This is a genomic window from Chitinophaga sp., assembly GCF_039596455.1.
Lineage (GTDB): Bacteria > Bacteroidota > Bacteroidia > Chitinophagales > Chitinophagaceae > Chitinophaga.
Genome location: NZ_JBCNJR010000013.1, coordinates 65734 through 82662, shown reverse-complemented (window position 1 = coordinate 82662; position 16929 = coordinate 65734). Strand labels below are relative to the sequence as shown.

At 53.5% G+C, this 16929-nt stretch carries 16 protein-coding genes; 6 read left to right on the top strand and 10 right to left on the bottom strand.

Annotated elements, in window-relative coordinates; translation table 11 throughout:
• Positions 1-262: 262 nt before the first annotated feature.
• The 10 genes from ABDW36_RS25185 to ABDW36_RS25140 all read right to left on the bottom strand — a co-directional run bounded on the left by ABDW36_RS25185 (position 263) and on the right by ABDW36_RS25140 (position 11765).
• Positions 263-460, bottom strand: a complete 198-nt coding sequence (locus tag ABDW36_RS25185) for a hypothetical protein (protein ID WP_343704713.1) — start codon at positions 458-460, stop codon at positions 263-265.
• Positions 457-3573 carry a CusA/CzcA family heavy metal efflux RND transporter gene (locus ABDW36_RS25180; RefSeq protein WP_343704712.1) on the bottom strand — a complete coding sequence of 1039 codons (3117 nt, stop codon included), beginning with the start codon at positions 3571-3573 and terminating at the stop codon, positions 457-459. The genes ABDW36_RS25185 and ABDW36_RS25180 overlap by 4 nt, the downstream gene beginning before the upstream one ends.
• A 5-nt stretch (positions 3574-3578) precedes the next feature.
• A complete protein-coding gene (locus ABDW36_RS25175; protein ID WP_343704711.1) occupies positions 3579-4670 on the bottom strand; it encodes an efflux RND transporter periplasmic adaptor subunit in 1092 nt (363 codons plus the stop codon).
• A complete protein-coding gene (locus ABDW36_RS25170) occupies positions 4667-5935 on the bottom strand; it encodes a TolC family protein (RefSeq protein WP_343704710.1) in 1269 nt (422 codons plus the stop codon). Before ABDW36_RS25170 ends, ABDW36_RS25175 begins: the two co-directional genes overlap by 4 nt.
• A 139-nt stretch (positions 5936-6074) precedes the next feature.
• Complete coding sequence (locus ABDW36_RS25165; protein ID WP_343704709.1) at positions 6075-6536, bottom strand: carboxymuconolactone decarboxylase family protein; 462 nt, start codon at positions 6534-6536, stop codon at positions 6075-6077.
• A gap of 51 nt (positions 6537-6587) precedes the next feature.
• Positions 6588-7466 carry a sigma-70 family RNA polymerase sigma factor gene (locus ABDW36_RS25160; protein ID WP_343704708.1) on the bottom strand — a complete coding sequence of 293 codons (879 nt, stop codon included), beginning with the start codon at positions 7464-7466 and terminating at the stop codon, positions 6588-6590.
• Entirely contained in the window at positions 7415-8185 is a 771-nt protein-coding gene (locus ABDW36_RS25155) for a penicillin-binding transpeptidase domain-containing protein (protein ID WP_343704707.1), read from the bottom strand. The genes ABDW36_RS25160 and ABDW36_RS25155 overlap by 52 nt, the downstream gene beginning before the upstream one ends.
• A gap of 79 nt (positions 8186-8264) precedes the next feature.
• Entirely contained in the window at positions 8265-8474 is a 210-nt protein-coding gene (locus ABDW36_RS25150) for a hypothetical protein (RefSeq protein ID WP_343704706.1), read from the bottom strand.
• A gap of 144 nt (positions 8475-8618) precedes the next feature.
• Positions 8619-10556 (bottom strand): M1 family metallopeptidase, encoded by a 1938-nt coding sequence (locus tag ABDW36_RS25145; protein WP_343704705.1) that lies wholly within the window; start codon positions 10554-10556, stop codon positions 8619-8621.
• A 72-nt stretch (positions 10557-10628) separates the two neighbouring features.
• Positions 10629-11765, bottom strand: a complete 1137-nt coding sequence (locus ABDW36_RS25140) for a helix-turn-helix transcriptional regulator (RefSeq protein ID WP_343704704.1) — start codon at positions 11763-11765, stop codon at positions 10629-10631.
• 98 nt (positions 11766-11863) lie between these two features.
• On the opposite strand from ABDW36_RS25140, the gene ABDW36_RS25135 reads away from it, so the two are divergent.
• The 6 genes from ABDW36_RS25135 to ABDW36_RS25110 all read left to right on the top strand — a co-directional run bounded on the left by ABDW36_RS25135 (position 11864) and on the right by ABDW36_RS25110 (position 16917).
• Positions 11864-12718 (top strand): pirin-like C-terminal cupin domain-containing protein, encoded by an 855-nt coding sequence (locus ABDW36_RS25135; protein WP_343704703.1) that lies wholly within the window; start codon positions 11864-11866, stop codon positions 12716-12718.
• A gap of 5 nt (positions 12719-12723) precedes the next feature.
• Positions 12724-13710, top strand: coding sequence for a DUF2157 domain-containing protein (locus ABDW36_RS25130; RefSeq protein WP_343704702.1), 987 nt, complete (start codon positions 12724-12726; stop codon positions 13708-13710).
• Positions 13694-14842, top strand: coding sequence for a hypothetical protein (locus ABDW36_RS25125; protein WP_343704701.1), 1149 nt, complete (start codon positions 13694-13696; stop codon positions 14840-14842). The genes ABDW36_RS25130 and ABDW36_RS25125 overlap by 17 nt, the downstream gene beginning before the upstream one ends.
• A gap of 63 nt (positions 14843-14905) precedes the next feature.
• Positions 14906-15553: an SGNH/GDSL hydrolase family protein gene (locus tag ABDW36_RS25120; protein WP_343704700.1), complete on the top strand. Its 648-nt coding sequence runs from the start codon at positions 14906-14908 to the stop codon at positions 15551-15553.
• A gap of 120 nt (positions 15554-15673) precedes the next feature.
• Positions 15674-15859, top strand: a complete 186-nt coding sequence (locus ABDW36_RS25115; RefSeq protein ID WP_343704699.1) for a glucuronate isomerase — start codon at positions 15674-15676, stop codon at positions 15857-15859.
• On the top strand, positions 15856-16917 hold the full coding sequence (locus tag ABDW36_RS25110; RefSeq protein WP_343704698.1) for a substrate-binding domain-containing protein: 1062 nt from the start codon (positions 15856-15858) through the stop codon (positions 16915-16917). Before ABDW36_RS25115 ends, ABDW36_RS25110 begins: the two co-directional genes overlap by 4 nt.
• The last annotated feature ends 12 nt before the right edge of the window (positions 16918-16929 follow it).

The following is a 16929-nucleotide window of genomic DNA, read 5'->3' as shown; positions in this document are numbered from 1 at the left end:
CGAACCAGGACCAAAAATTCACCCTGTAAGCCGGAATCAGGATTAGTTTTGAGCATTGTAAACCAATATCAGTATTTTCTAAACCAAGGTGTAAACCTATATCAGGACAAGACCGTTGCATAACATCCGCCACACTGCTGCATAAAAAATCCGCCCTGCGAAGTCTCTTGGTGGCAGGGCGGAGAGGATTGCGCATGAAACCGGGTGGTTCCATGACGGTTCTATCAACCTATTTATGCGAACTAAAACCTGTGACTAAACACTATTTCTGAGCCTTTTTAGCCGCCTTTTCGTGTTTGACGTGCTTGGTGCTCTTGTGCGCCTTTTTAGCGTGTTTTTCGGCTGTTTTAGCCTGTTCTGTTTTTGCAGGGGCAGGCGCTGCCTTTTCCTGTGCGTTTGCTGCGGTGATGCCACCCAAAGTGATCATTGCGGCGGCCATCAGGATCATGATCTTTTTCATGTTGTTTGATTTTGTTTGTGAATAATATGCTTACGCTTGTAAGCACTGAAAAATATAAGCGGGAACACCAGCAGCGTGAGCACGGTGGCCGTTACCAGCCCCCCTATCACCACCACTGCCAGCGGTTTTTGCGTTTCTGAGCCAATGCCGGAGCTTACAGCGGCCGGTATAAGGCCTATGGCGGCCATCAGGGCCGTCATCACCACCGGGCGGATGCGCTCCTCCACCCCGTTGCGGATAGCGTCATTCAGCGGCATTTTCTGCTGCAGGTTCTTGTGGAACACGGAAATGAGGATCACCCCGTTCTGTATGCAGATGCCGAACAGGGCAATGAACCCTACCCCGGCTGAAATGCCGAAGTTGATGCCCGTTACATGCAGCGCCAGGATGCCGCCTATGAGGGCAAAGGGCACGTTGAGGAGAATGAGGCCCGCATCTTTCACGCTGCCCATCATGATGAACAGGATGATGAAGATGGCAATGAGGCTCACGGGCACCACCTGCCCCAGGCGTTTGGTGGCGCGCACCTGGTTCTCGAACTCGCCCGTCCAGCCGATGGAATAGCCTTTAGGCAGCTTGATATTTTTGTTTACCCTGGCCTGCGCTTCGGCAATAGTGCTGCCCAGGTCACGGTCACGCACGGAGAACTTCACGCCAATGAAACGTTTGGTATTGTCCCGGTAAATGAAGGCGGGGCCGGTGAGGGTCTTGATCTCCGCAATCTCTTTGAGGGGTATCTTGTTGCCGTTCATGGCGGGTACCACCAGGTTGCGCAGGTCGGTCTCGTCTTTGCGAAAATTCTGGTCGTAGCGGATGCGCACGTCAAACTTGCGCTCCCCTTCGTACAGCTGGGTGGCCGTTTTGCCGCCGATGGCCATTTCTATCACCGCCTGCGCGTCTGCGGTTTTCACGCCATAGAGGGCCATCTTCTGCTCGTCCAGGTGCACGCTCATTTCCGGCTGGCCTACATTGCGGAGAATGCCCACGTCTTTGATGCCGCGTACGCCGGCTATCTGGGCAATCACCTGGTTGGCCAGGCCGTCCAGGTCTTCCAGGTTATCTCCATAGATCTTTACGGCATTGCTGGCGTTGATGCCGGCCACGGCTTCGGCCACGTTGTCTATAATGGGCTGGGAATAGTTGTACACCACGCCCTGGTATTGTTTCAGGCGTTTGTCCATTTCCTCTACCAGCCCGTCCATCGTGATCTTGCGCGTCCATTCTTTTTTGGGCTTCAGGTTTACCTGGCATTGCACGTAGTAGAACCCGGAAGGGTCTGTACCGTCATTGGAACGGCCGGTTTGAGACAGCACGCCGTTCACTTCCGGGAAGCTGCCCAGCTCCTTGCGGAACTTGCTCACAAACTGCACGGTTTCGTTCAGCGACATACTCATGGGGAGTTTTGCTTCCACCCACAATGCCCCTTCGTTCAGCTGGGGCAAAAATTCCGAGCCTAAGAACCGGGCAGAGGCAAAACTTAATCCCATGAATATGATGGCTATGAAGAGGCTTGATCTTTTATGCGTGTACGTCCAGTTGAAACCTTTCATCACCGCGCGGTGAAAAAATATCACCACGGGGTTATGCCGTTCCCGCACGTTTTTGTTCAGCAGTATGGAGCTGAGCACCGGTACCAGCGTGAGCGTGAACAGCAGCGCGCCCAGCAGGGCAAAGCCCAGCGTCCAGGCCAGGGGCGAGAACATTTTGCCTTCCACTTTCTGGAAAGAAAAGATGGGCAACAGGGAAATGATGATGATGAGCTTGGAGAAAAACACCGCCTTGCCCAGCTCCCCGCCTGTTTTTTTGATCCACCCCAGTTTGGCCAGGCGGTTGAACCGTTCCATGCCGAAGTGTTTGGCCTTATGGTCCAGCATCACAAAAATGCCTTCCACCATCACCACCGCCCCGTCTATGATAATGCCGAAGTCTATGGCGCCCATAGACAGCAGGTTGGCGCTCATGCCTTTCAGCTTGAGGCAGATAAAGGCAAAGAGCAGGGAAAGCGGGATGATGATGCCCACAATGAGCGTGGTGCGCCAGTCTGCCATAAAAATGAACACGATGACCGTTACGAACACGATGCCTTCCAGCAGGTTGTGCATCACTGTGCTGGTGCAGTATTCCATCAGCACGTCACGGTCATAGAAGGTTTCCATTTTGATGTCTGACGGCAGTATTTTGGTGTTCAGCTCTGCTACCTTGTCTTTGATGCGGGCCAGCACTTCGCTGGGGTTCTCCCCTTTCCGCATCACCACAATCCCTTCCACCACATCGTCCATATCGTTCAGGCCAACCTGCCCTACCCGCGGCGCCGACGTTTCCTGCACGCTGGCCACGTTCTTGACCAAAATGGGCGTACCGTCTATGTTTTCTATGATGATGTTCTCAATGTCTTTGATATCGTCCAGCAGGCCGATGCCGCGCACCACGTATGCCTGCCCGTTCTTTTCTATCACATCTCCCCCCACGTTGATGTTGCTTTTGGAAGCGGCTTCGTACAGCTCCAGCGGGGTGATGTTGTATTTGGCCAGCTTGATGGGGTCTGCCGTGATCTCGTAGATCTTTTCCTGCCCGCCGAAGGCCACCACGTCTGCCACGCCGGGCACGCTGCGCAGCTGCCGGTCTATCACCCAGTTCTGGTACGTGAGCAGGCTCCGGGAATCACGGTGGGCGCTTTTGAGCCAGTAGCGGAACACCTCCCCGGTAGGCCCGTACGGGGGTTGTACTTCAGGCTCTACGTTTTCGGGGAGGGATACGTTCCGCAACATGTTGTTGACCTGCTGCCGCGCAAAGAAATCTTCTACATCGTCTTCGAAAATGATCTTGATCACAGACAGGCCGAACATGGTGATGGAGCGCACGCTGGTTTTCTTCTGCACGCCGTTCATGGATATTTCTATGGGCGTGGTCACAAACCGTTCCACCTCTTCCGCGCTTCGCCCGTTCCATTCCGTCACTATCACTATCTGCGTATTGGTCACATCCGGGAAAGCCTCTATGGGCGTATGCAGGAAGGCCACTACCCCGCCCACGGTGAGCACGGCCAGCATGAAGAACACAAAGAACCTGTTCCGGAGCGAAAAGCCTACAATATTTCTGATGAATCTGTTCATGCCGTTTAGTCGTTCAATGCGTCATAGATCAGTAACTGGTTCCTGGATATCACCTTATCTCCCGGCTGTATGCCCCTGACAATGTAGGATACGTTGTTCAGCGACTTGCTCACCTTCACTTCTTTTGTTTCTATGTTGTAACGGTCTTTGAACACCATTACAAAGTTTTTACCCTTGTCAAAAATGACGGCAGAGGAAGGGATGGCCATCATTTCATTGCCCTCCCGGTAGCGCAGCAGCACTGTGGCGAACATTTCGGGCTTGAGCAGCATGCCTTCGTTGCTGAGGCGGATGCGCACCTGCATGGTTTTGGTATCCGGGTCAAGCACGTTGTACACTTTGTCTATCTGGCCATGGAACACTTTTTCCGGGTAGCTGATGGTGGTCACTTCCGCCGGGTAGCCTTCCTTCACGCGTGAAATGTCTGTTTCAAATACATTGGCCATGATCCATACATCGTCCAGCTCCGAAATGGTAAACATATGGGCGCTGTTGTCCGAGCGCATTTCCATGCCGTTGTTGATGTTCTTTTCGATCACATAACCGCTGATGGGAGCCGTTACCACGGAGGTGGCGCCGTTGCCCTTGCGGTAGATCTGGAGCATTTCCCGGATGCGGGCCATTTCCGCCCTGGCATTGTTCAGCTCCCCTTCCGCGTTCACCACGTCTTTTTCTGTGGCCAGCTGGCTCTGAAAGAGGTCTTGCGCCACCTTAAGCCCTTTTTCCGCTACGGCCAGGTCTGACTTTGCCTGGGTAAGCTGCTTGTCGTAATCCGCAATTTCGCCGCTCTGTATCACGGCCAGTACCTGCCCCTTCTTTACATAGTCTCCCAGCTGCACGTTGATGTTCCTGACATAACCGCTCACAAGGGGATAGAGCTTGAGCACCTTGCCCATGTCTGGCGTAACCTTGCCGGAGAGCCGCAATTCGCTCTCAACGGGTTTGATAACGGTGGTGTCTATACGGATGGAGGCCATCATGGTATCACTGAGCACAAACGTGGCCGTTTCCGCGTCTTCCGCATGGGTCTGCTTGCAGCCGCTGAAGGCGGCCATCGCTATCAAAAAGGAAACCGGGAGAATGTGGATGTATTTCATTGTACGGTATTGAAAAGTTGTGTTCCGGTGGCGTAATTCAGTTCTTCGTAGGCCAGCACCCTGTCATTCAAGAATTTGTTGGTATGCTTCACATGGTCACTGTAGCTGTTGAAGTAGTCTATGAACTGGAGCAGGGAAATATTGCCCTTGCGGAAGTTTTTGGCCACTTCATCTATCAGCTTGTCATACTCCCCGTTAAAGCTTTTAATATCCGGCCAGCCGGTGCTTTTCTCCAGGAAGCTGATCTTGCGCAGCGCCGTATTCACCTCTACGGCAATGGCCAGGCGCTGCTGGTCGAGCGCGGCGCCCTGTACCTTCAGGCTGCTGCCGGCGGCTTTGATATTGCCCTGGTTGCGGTTCCAGAGCGGCAGGTCTATGCCCATGGTAAGGCCTATGAAGTGCGGGGCGTAGCTGCCGTTACGGTCGTACGTAGCGCCCAGGTGCAGGTCAGGCACCGCCATGGCTTTTTGCAGGCGGTAATTGGCCTCCGCCATCTTCAGCTGGTGACCCGCCATCTGCAGGTCTGGCCGGTTGGCCAGAGCGGTATCCGTAAGGGCCTGTTCCGTATAGCCGTTGAGTTTGTATTGCTGCAGTACGTCTCCTTCCACCAACGGCTCTACGGGGCCGGGGCTGCCCAGTATCATTTGCAGGTTTTCCGAGGCGGCCAGCTCCTGCTGGCGCAGGTCTGTATAATCATTGGCAATGCCTATCTGCAGGGCCTGCAGGCGTATTACGTCCGCATGCGCCACGCTGCCCTTGGCATCCGCCGCATGGTAGGCGTCAAGAATGATCTGGAGGTTGTTCAGCTGCTCTTTGAGCACCTTTTCCGTTTCCTTCAGGAAATACAGCTGGTAGTAGCTGGTGCGCAGCTGGAGGCGGAGGGTGCGCATCAGCTCGTTAAAAGCAGCGGCAGACGTTGCTGCGTTCCATTGTGCCAGTTGCACCTGTTTGTTCCTTTTACCTGCCAGCCGTATCAATTGGTCTATATCGCCTTCAAATTGCCCGCCGCTGCCCATATTAAAAGGCTGCACCTTTTCAAGTGTACCGAAACCGAAAGTGGAAGAAAAAGAGGGGTTGTCCCAAAGTTTGGCCTGCTGCACCAGGGCCTCATCTGCGCTCACCTGGTAGCGTTGTGCCAGCAGCAGATAGTTTTGCTGCAGGAAGAGGGCTTCCGCCTGCTGCAGGGTAAGCCGGCGAGCTTCCTGCGCCCGGCTGTTGGCAGAGAGGAAAAAAAATGCGATCCCGAAAATGCGAAGCTTTTTCATTGGCACAAAGCTCCGGAGCGGGTATTAAAAGGGGCTTTAAGGGGGATTAAAATCGGATTAAAAAATGATGAGAGCCCTGTGGTCAAAAAACCGGCGCCCACAACGCGGTTGCGAACGCCGGTGTCCGGAAACGGACAATTTACTTATGCTGCCCTACCTGGTAATTCCCTGCCCTGGTACCGAAAGAGCACATCAGCCTGTTCCAGGAATTGATCTGCGTGACGGCCAGGCTCAGCAAAGCTATTTCAGGTTTGGAAAAATGTTCCAGCAACTCGTCATGCAGGCTTTCCGCATGCTTTTCTTCCGATACAAAGGTGAGCCTTTCCGCGAAGGCAAGCACAGCCCGCTCTTTGGGGCTGTAATAAGGCGCTTCCCGCCAGGCGGCTACAGATATGAGGCGTTGTACGGTTTCTCCTTCATGCAGGGCCTCTTTGTGGTGCATGTCAAGGCAATAGGCGCATCCGTTGATCTGTGACACGCGGGTGCGCATCAGCTCCAGCAGGCGGCGGTCCATCCCTGCGGCGTCTATGTATTGCTGAACATGGCGCATGGCATCTATCAGGCCCGCCGGCAAATCTGCATTGGTGATTCTTGTAGTCATCTGTTTTCTGTTTTGTATAAAGACAAACAGATGGGGCTATGTGTGACAGGATCAGCTGTTTTTTTCGAGCGCCCGCAATTTATCAGGATTGCGCACAAAATAAACGCCGCTGATGCCGCCCTCTTTCAGCAAGAACACCTGGCAGTTCGTCAACTGGCCATTCACATAGTAGAACAGGGCTGGCTGGTGGTTAACGGTTCCCTCCTCTACCTGGGCGGCATGGTAAAATTTGCCGTACATGCCCAGCAGCAGGGCGGCCACGTCCGCGGCGCCATACACCGGTTTTTGCGCGGCAGCCACTTTGCCGCCGCCGTCAGAAATAGCGGTAATGTCTTCGTTCAGCAGCTTTTCAAGGCGCACGGTGTCTCCCTGCCTGATCACCTGCAGGTATTTTTGCAGGAAGTTATGCTGCTGCCGCTGTGGTGCGGGCGCTGACGGAGCTTGCAGCTTGCTGCGGGCGCGGCTCAGCAACTGCCGGGAGCCGGCGGGAGAAATATTGAGCACGTCGGCTATTTCAGGATGTTCGTAATGAAAGGCCTCACGGAGAATGAATACGGCCCGCTCCCGCGCGTTCAGCTTTTCCAGCAGCACCAGCAGGGAGAATTGAAGGATGTCGTTTTGCTGCAGCGCGGCGTCCGGCTGGTGGGTAACCACGGGCTCCGGCAGCCACTGGCCGGGGTATTCCGTTCTCTTGCGCTGCCGGGTGCGGTTAATGGAAAGATTGATGACGGTGCGCACCAGGTAGGCACGCGGATTGTCTACCGCGGTTTTGGCCTGCATGAAACGCAGGTAGGCGTCCTGCACCATATCATGCGCATCTTCCAGGGAGCCGGTGATGTTATAGGCGTAAGTGGTCAATAATGGCCGTAGCGAAGCTATTACATCGCTTTCAGCTCCTTCAGCTTTTGTATGGTGATCTGTTTCCTGCATGATGAAAAATCAGGGTTGATGACCTTGCGGTCTTTTACCAGCCGGGTGGCAAAAAAATAAACATTGTCTTTCTTTTCGAGATACCCTACCCACCAGCCGTAGTCATTGCCGTATACGCGCGTCCAGCCGGTTTTGGAGCGGATCACGTAGTTGTCCGTTCTTTCCGTGACCATCACGCGTTTCAGTATCTCAAAGCTGCGTTTGGAGAAGGGCAGTTTTTCTTCGTATACCTTGATGAGGAATTCTACCTGGTTGCGGGGAGAAATTTCGAAAGGGCCGTAGTTCCAGAAGTCAGGGTCGTTGCGGCTGAGGTTGCCGTTGCCGTATTGGCAGGCCGCAAGGTAGTGGCGGTAGCGCTCCTTCCCTATCTTTTTGGACAGCTCCATGAACACCCAGCCGGCAGATACCTCGAAGGCTTCTTTCACCGTCATGTCTTTATAAATGGACGGCCGGTAGCCATACAGCGTGGTATCCGTATAACCGGGCCACTTCACTATTGCCATCTCGTCTTTGATAACGCCTGTTTCCAGGGCAATGAGGAGATTGATCACCTTGAAGGTAGACGCAGGTAAGGAGGTTTTGAGGGCGTCTGCGGAATCAGTGAACGTCCACCGCTGCTCACGGTAGTCATAAATAACGGTGTTGCCGGGAATATTACAGTCCTGGGCGCGCGCGGCCACTGCCCAGCAGCATAAGAAGAATACGGTCAGGCGCTGCATGTCATTCTGATAAATGACGCACAAGTTAACAAAAATAGCAGCACGGCAGTGTGGAAGTTCTTACATACTCTGGGTAATGCTATAACTCGTTCTCAATGGCAATACCCAGCTCTTTTGTAAAACCCGTTTCATTGTCGGCGCCTTCCTCAAACCAGTGGCTGGCCCCTTCATTATCCTGCTTGCGGATGAGAAAAAGAGTACCGCCGGGCAATTCCACCACGAAGCTGTCTTCAGATTCCTGCTCCACCTTAATGTTGTTTCCTGCTATTGAAATATGAAAAACTCCCATGGTATGACTGTTTTTTCACCTGTGTACTACAATCATTATGCCCTGAATGTCGTTTTCCTTACATTTGGGCATTAAAAATATCCTTACCTATGGGTCTTCTCATTTTCTGGGGCATTTACCTGGTTATTTTTACGCTGTGGATTGTCAGGAAGAAGCCTTATAAACAGCGCCAGTAACTGTTTTGCTCTCTATGTAAAAGTTATCCCGGTCTACTTTGAAGTCTTTTTCCTTCATGTTTTCAAGGGTGATGTGCTGCCATGCTTCCGTTGGTTGTATAAAGTCATACCTGTTCTTCCCTGTTGTCACTTTCACGGGCATATTGAAGCCTTTCGTCGTGCCATGCCAACGGTAATATACCAGTAGCCTTCCCCCTTGCTTTTCAAAATGCAGCTGCAGTTCTGGAAGAGCGGCACGATGAAGGTATTGTTCAAAAAAGGGCTGCAGCGGCAGGCCGGTTCTTTCAATGATGTAATCCGTTACCTGGGCGGCCGTTACGGTCTGAAGCGCAAACTTCTCCTGCAGGCCCAGCAGGGTGGCAAAGAACAGGGAATCATTGCCGGTCATGACGCGCAGCATGTGCAGCATGCGGCAGCCTTTTGCATAGGAGTCCCACGTTTCATAGTGGATGTGGTTAACATTCCGCACGCCGGTAACCGGTTCCTTGTTGGCGCCTCCTTCTTTTGCCAGCCGCTGCAGGGCGGCCTGTTCCCCTTTTTCATGCGTGATCATCAGCATGGTGGCGTAGGTGGCAAAAGCCTCGTGCAGCCAAAAGTCTGCCATGTCTTTACAGCTGACGTTATTGCCCCACCATTCATGGGCCACCTCATGCCACAGCAGCTCCTTTAGCCCGGTGGTATCGCCGCCGAAACGCCCCAGGGCCACTATGCTCTGGTGCTCCATGGGGTACGGCGTTTCTATAAGGCGGAAACCGTCTGCGGGAAAGGGGTACGGGCCGAAAAGGCGTTCGTACTGTTCCAGCATTTCCCTTGTTTTGCCGAGCAGGAAGCGGGCCCTTTGTTCATTATAGGGCAGGTAATAGATGTTCATAGTGAGCGTATCCCCGTTGCGCACATAAAGCTCCGCCATTTCCCGGTAATCCCCGATGTTGACGGTTACGTTGTAATTATTAACGGGGTAAGTGAGCGCCCACTCCGTTCTGATACGTTTGTCCGGCAGCGTGGTGCGGCTGCGCAGGCGGCCGTTGGAGATGTTCTGCAGGCCTTCGGGCATGGTGACACTGATGAGCATGCTGTCCGGCTCGTCTGACAGGTGGTCTTTATTGGGCCACCACAGGCTGGCGCCGGAACCCTGGCATACCACCTGCGCAAAGTGGCGGCCATTATTGTCCCGCCGCCAGAGAAAGCCCCCGTTCATCTGCACCATGGGGTCTGGTTGCTGGGGTTTGCCGTGATAATAGATCAGCAGCTCTCCTTGAGTGCCCGCAGGCACTGTTTCCGGGAATTGCACCAGCACGGCATCAAACTCGCGGCGGTATGGCAGGGAGCGCCCCTGGTACAGGATGCTGTCAACAGGCATATTTTCGTAAAGGTCTACCTGCAGTTCCCGGAAGGGCCGCACGGCGGTGTAGCGCATCAATGTGCTGCCGCTCAGGGTTTGGGCTTCCGGGTCTATGGCCACGTCCAGGTGGTAATAACGAACATCATAGCAGTTGCGGGCGGGCAGCAGCATGCCCCTCAGCGTATCCGCCCAGGTAAAACCGTTCTGGCGGTTGGGAGCACGTTTGGCTTTAGGCACATCCGTAGCGTTACTGATCTTGAAACACTCAAACCGGCCGTTCTGATATACGATCATTTTGGCAGGGTGACCAGGCGTGTCAACAGGGAACTCAATGATCGCCTCCGGTTTTACGCTTTCTATCTTATACCGGCCGCCCGGCAGCGGCAGCAAGTTGCGGGCGCCGCGCCCCTGGTCTGTGAACTGCAGGGTATCTCCTTTCCGGGAAATCACAAAGAGCCGGAGCAGGTCTGCATTCAGCTGGTAAGAACCGGTGAAGTCAGGTTGCTGGGCAGCAACAGGAAGGGAAAGGGAACAGAGCAGCAACAGGCATAAGCATCTTGACATGGTTCGCGTTTTTTATTGCAAACCAATGAAAAAACGGCCCCGGCGCCTATTCAAATCCGGATTTGAGCCTTGTCAGGGCCGGTTTTGCACATGAATGGCCTGGTATTCCCGCGGCGTTTGACCGGTTACGGCCTTAAAGGCACGCTGAAAGGTGGGTTGGGAATTAAAACCGCATTCAAAGGCCATGCCGGTAAGGGTGAGATGACTGTTGGCGGGGTCTTTTATCCGGTCTTTCACGGCCTCCACCCGCCAGGTGTTCACGTATTCGTTAAACCCTTTCTGCAGCCGCTGGTTCAGCACAGCGGAGAGCACTTTGGGCGGCACGCCGATGTGCGCGGCCAGGGTGTTGCTGGTCAGCTCCGGGTCAAGGTATAACCGCTGCTCCACCATGGCTTTCTCCAGGGCGGCTACGCAGGCCTCTACTTCCGCGGGCGGGAGCTGGTCATAGAACGTCTGCGTTTTCTTTTGCTGGGCAATGTAAATAACCCGTGTGCGGTGGTAGCTTGAAAAACCCATCCAGTAAATGAGCGCCACCAGGCAAACTTCTATCACATAATATTGCGGGCCGCCGTTTACCTTAAAGATGAATGCGTACAGGACGGTGCCTGCCCAGAGGAAGCAGAAAAACACCATCACTATCAGCAGGGTTTTCAGCCAGCGCATAATGATGGCCGCTTCCTCCTGCACCCATACACCGTTTTCGATGTTGGCAGGCATCAGCGCCTGGTACTCGCGGTAGGTAAAAAACAGGAACGCAGCGAAAGTGAGCACGCTGAGCGGTTCCGCAATGGCGCCGAACCATCCGTCCAGCCAGCCAAGGTCAACAAATACCGGCACCTTGTTGATGTACAATACAACTAGCACCACCAGCCCCAGGCGAAACGCCCCGCTGGCAAACACGGGTAAAAAGTACCGCCATGTTCCGCGCATGGGGGCCGGAGCCCTGAACGACCGGAAGTACAGGTACAGGCTGGGGCCCAATCCGAATACCAGCACAAAAGGGAACATGTCGAAAATAAACAGGTAACGGTACAGCTCCGAGCTCCAGTTCAGGGTTTCAAAACCGTTGTAGCTGAGAATAAGTATAAAAAAAGCCAGCATCCTGTTCTGCTGCCTGTTGTTGGTGGGGGCAAACAATAGAAAGATACCGAAAAACAGGGCCTGCAAGGCGCCCAGCAGTACCAGGAGTGAAAAAATATCCAGTTTCATCTATATTAAAATACGGACCGGTCTTAAAGATATTATTTTTTTTAGGCGGACCAATGTTTTAAATTCGTTAACCATTTGGGTTACAAACTATTAATTATATGAAAAAATCCATTGCTCACATACTGACCGGCCGCGAGAAAAAGATAACGGAAGATGAAACTGTGATACAGCCCCTTCCCCATAAGGATTTCCGCTTTGCCAACCCCTTCATAGTGCTGCATCACCTCCCGCCCAAACAGGTGCCCGCAGGTTCAAAGCTGCGCATCCATCCGCACCCGCACCGGGGTTTTTCTCCGGTATCTTTTATGATACAGGGAGAAGGTTACCATATGGACAGCGCGGGCCATTCCGGCAACATTGCGGCGGGCGGCATACAGTGGATGTTTGCGGGCAAAGGCCTGCTGCACAGCGAAGGCCCTACCCAGCAGATGCTTGACAACGGGGGCGTACAGGAAATGATCCAGATATGGGTGAACGTGCCCAAGGCGCATAAATGGGACGAGCCATATTACCAGAACGCGCAAAAAGACCAGCTGCCGGAAGTGCTGCAGCAGGAAGGCGTGCAGATGCGCCTGGCCAGCGGCACTTATGAAGGGAAAACGAGTCCCATGAAAAGCTTCACCCCCATCATAGCCATCACAGGCACCATGCTGGCCGGTAAAACGGTGCGCATCAGCGCCGAGCCTGGTTACCAGGCTTTGCTGTACATATACAAGGGCACGGTAACCGTAAACGGCCAGGAAGCGCGCATGCACCAGCTGGTAGTATTTGAGCAGGAGCATGATGAAATAGAGATCACCGCTTCGGAAAATGCCGGCCTCCTCTTTTTATCAGCCGAGCCGCTGAACGAGCCGGTAGCCGCCAAAGACAATTTTGTGATGAACACCCCGGAAGAAGTAGAGCAGGCCATCAGCGATTATAAGGAAGGGAAATTCGGTACCCTCGAATATTAACATACATGAACGAACAACTGTTTGAGGAGCTGGCGGCCAAAGGCCAGCTCTCCCCTGCTTCGCTCCGCAAGGTGAAAGCCATTGCAGGCAACCGCCTGTTTTCGGTGCACTGGGAGCTGAAAACCATCCTGTACCTGGGCGTATTACTGCTAAGCGGGGGCCTTGGCATCCTCATCTACAAAAACATAGACACCATTGGCCACCAGGCCGTGCTGGCATTGATAGCCGCGCTCTGCGCAGGCTGCTTCTATTATTCCCTGCGGCACAAGCCGCCTTTCTCGCCACTGCAAACCACGCCCAACAATGCATTTGCAGATTACAGCGTGCTGCTGGGCTGCCTGCTGTTCCTGACCTTCATCACGTACCTGCAGGCGCAGTACAACGTATTCGGCACCCGGTACGGCTCCGCTACTTTCATTCCCATGCTGGTGCTGTTCTTCTGCGCGTATTATTTTGACCACCTGGGCGTGCTGAGCCTGGCCATTACCAACTTTGCGGCCTGGGCGGGCATTGCCATCACACCTTTTGATGTGCTGACCGGTAACGACTTCAGCAGCCATACCCTGATCTATACCGGCATGCTGGTGGGCGTGGCGCTGATGGTGGCCGGCGTGCTCAGCACCGCCCGCAACTTCAAAAAACATTTCACCTTTACATATCATAATTTCGGCGCGCACATCCTGTTCATTGCCTGCCTGGCGGCGCTGTTTGTGCTGGAGCCGTACTGGGCCTGGCTGCTGCTGCTGGCCGCTTGCTGCGCCGGCATGTATTACCTGGCCATGCAGGCAAGGTCTTTTTACTTCCTGCTCATCACCGTACTGTATGCCTACATCGGCATCTGTTACGTGGTCATTAGATGGCTGGATGTTATGCGGGGCGGCGAAAGCGTGCTCTACCTGACGCTCATTTATTTTATTGCCTCCGGCATAGCTGTGGCGCGGCTGCTGGTTAACCTCAACAAAAAGCTGAAGAAACATGATCATCTATCATAAACAAGACCTTGACCATACGCTGCTGCAGGAAGAAGTGCAGGCGGCGTATAAAAAAGGCTGCGTAACGAAAGAAGAGTACCTGCAAATCCTCCAGCAGTACCCCAGCCGGCTGTACACGCCCAACCCTTTCATCCGCATCGGGTTGTTTGTGCTGACCGCGCTGGTAGCATTGTTTTCTTTCGGGCTCTTTGCGCTGCTGTTCAGTTCCGGGCTTACAGGAGAAGAAGCATTAGGCGGTTTCTGCCTGTTTTTCAGCCTGGTAACCTATGGCGGGCTGGAAGCCTTTGTTCGTGCAAAATACCACTACCGCTCCGGTGTAGATGATGCGCTGGCCTGGTGTGCCGCCGGCCTGGCGCTGACGGGCGCCGTGCTGGTAAGCGGGCTGGATATGGACACCGTTGTGTTTTGTGCGCTGGCAGCTGCATTGGGCCTCTTCTTTGCGCTGCGGTTCCTGAATGTGCTGATGGGGCTGGCCGCCTTTGCTGGCCTGATCGGCGTTGTTTTCTTTGCGCTGGTGTACACTGCGCCCGATGCGCTGCCGTTTGCGGTAATGGCGCTCTCCCTGGGCGTTTACCTGGGCGCGCGCAGGTATGGAACATCTCCTTACTATGGCAATATGCTGCAATTGCTGCAGGTGGCCGCGCTGGCCATGCTGTACGTGGTGGGCAATTATTTTGTGGTAAAAGAGACCCGCAACGAGCTGTTTGGCACGGCGGCCGGCGCAATGCCCGCGGGCTGGCTGTTCTGGCTGTTGACAGTATTGATGCCTGTTATCTACATTTACCTGGGCATCCGTAAAAAAGACAAGGTCCTTTTGCGCACCGGCCTGGTATTGATAGCGGCGGTGGTGTTCACCATCCGCTACTATTACAGCGTACTGCCGCTGGAAACGGCCATGGCGATGGGCGGCGCCGCCATGATGCTGCTGGCGTACGCCCTTCTCCGTTACCTGGCTGTACCGAAGCACGGGTTCAGCAGTGAAGTGACAGACGAGGCGGAAACCCTCAAAGGCCTGCAGATAGCAGAATCCCTGGTGATTGCGCAAACATTCAAAGAAGTGCCCCAACCGGGCGGCGGCTTTGAGTTTGGCGGCGGTACCAGCAGCGGGGGCGGCGCGGGCGCAGAATATTGAAATACAGGTTATTGCCTTTATCACTATTTTTAAGGAAACTATACGCTTATCAACATGAAACACATGCCACGTTTACTGCTTATCTGCAGTGCATTCCTGCTGCTGTCTGCCGCGCTTCCCCAGAAGAAAAAAGTGATCTTCTTCGGAGATTCCATTACCAACGCCGGTGTAAAGCCCGATGGATATATTACGCAAATGAAGGCCATGCTGCCGGATTACGACCTCATTGGCGCCGGTATTGGCGGCAACAAGGTGTACGACCTCTACCTCCGCATGGAAAAAGACGTACTGGAAAAGAAGCCTGACATTGTGGTGATCTACATTGGCGTAAATGATGTATGGCACAAGGCCACGCACGGCACCGGCACAGACCTGCCCAAGTTTGAAGGTTTCTACAGGGCGCTGATCAAAAAGATACAGGCCAACGGCGCCAAGGTGGTACTTTGCACCCCCGCCGTGATAGGCGAGAAAAAGAACGGCGATAACGAGCAGGACGCCGACCTGGACAAATTCAGCGCCAGCATCCGCAAGATCAGCCAGGAAACCAACCTGCCGCTCTGCGACCTGCGCAAGCTCTTCCAGGATTACAACCTGGAGCATAACAAGGAGAACGTGGAAAAGGGTATTCTCACCACAGACCGCGTACACCTCAACAAAACCGGTAATGAGCTGGTGGCGAAAGCACTGAGCAGCATTATCGGGAAGCTGTAAACGAATTACTGAAAAGAGGAAGGGCTGCCGTTGCATGGCAGCCTTTTTTATTGGCGGCAGCACATAATTCCCCTCGCTTTTATAAAACTTTTATGTACTTTCGGGTACGTACACGAAACAATGCCCAGAAAACCTTCCGGGAATTCCCGCCATGATTACTTCAGAAGGATTTTATGCAATATATTTGGGCAGGAAATGGATAATGGCCTGCTCCCCGGGGAGCTTCCCTGGATAGGGCAACTCGTGCAGGATATCTGTTACTACAACGTGAAAGGATATATTAACTTTACCCAAAATCAGCTATGAAAGCGAATCAACAGGAACCCAACACCGGTGTGAAAGAAATTGCAAGGCGGGCCAAAGTGTCCATAGCCACGGTAGACAGGGTGATCCACAACCGGTCTGGCGTTTCTCCCAAAACAAAACTCAAGATAGAGCGCATTATACAGGAGCTGAACTACCAGCCCAATATTCTGGCCAGGCGCCTGGCTTCCCGCAAGATCCTGAATTTTGCCATATTAATACCGGCAGTTTCAGCGGAAACAGACTTCTGGGAAGCGCCGCTGGCAGGCATACAGCAGGCGGAAGAAGAGATCAGGCAGTTCGGCATCAAAATAGACCGTTACTTCTTTGACATGAACAGCAAGGCCTCTTTTGTGAAGCAGACCAAGCTCATTCTCAAAAGCAAGGTAGACGGCATTTTGCTGGCCCCCTCCTTCATTGAGGAATCTATTGCCTTTACCCGTTCGCTGACGGAGAAAAACATTCCCTACGTATTCATCAACTCAGACATCCCCAACCAGGAAAGCCTCTGCTACATCGGGCCAGACCTGTTCCACAGCGGGTACCTGAGCGCGCACCTGATGAAGTACTGCATTCAGCCCAAAGACAAGATCCTCATCGTGAACGTATCTCACGAAATAGAGAACCATCACCACCTGCTGCGGAAAGAAGAAGGCTTCCGCGCATACTTTTCCAACAACGACAAAAAAATACTCAAAATAGACATCCGCCAAACCAATGACCGGGCCGTGGAAAAGAAAGTGGCGGAAGCGCTGGCGGAAAACAGCGCTGTAAAAGCCATCTTCGTCACCAACTCCCGCGTATCTAACGTAGCACATTACCTTGAAAGCGCCGGCCGGGAAGACATTCTGCTGGTAGGGTACGATTTTTTAAAGGAGAACATTGCCTATCTCAACAAAGGCGTGATAGACTTCCTGATCTGCCAGAAGCCGCAGGAACAGGGCTACAAGGGCATCATGGCGCTTTACCAGCATACCGTTCACGGCTCGCCGGTAGAGAAAGTATCTTTCATGCCCATAGACATTATCACCAAAGAGAACTACGCGTTTTACCGTAACTAACGGAAAAGGGCC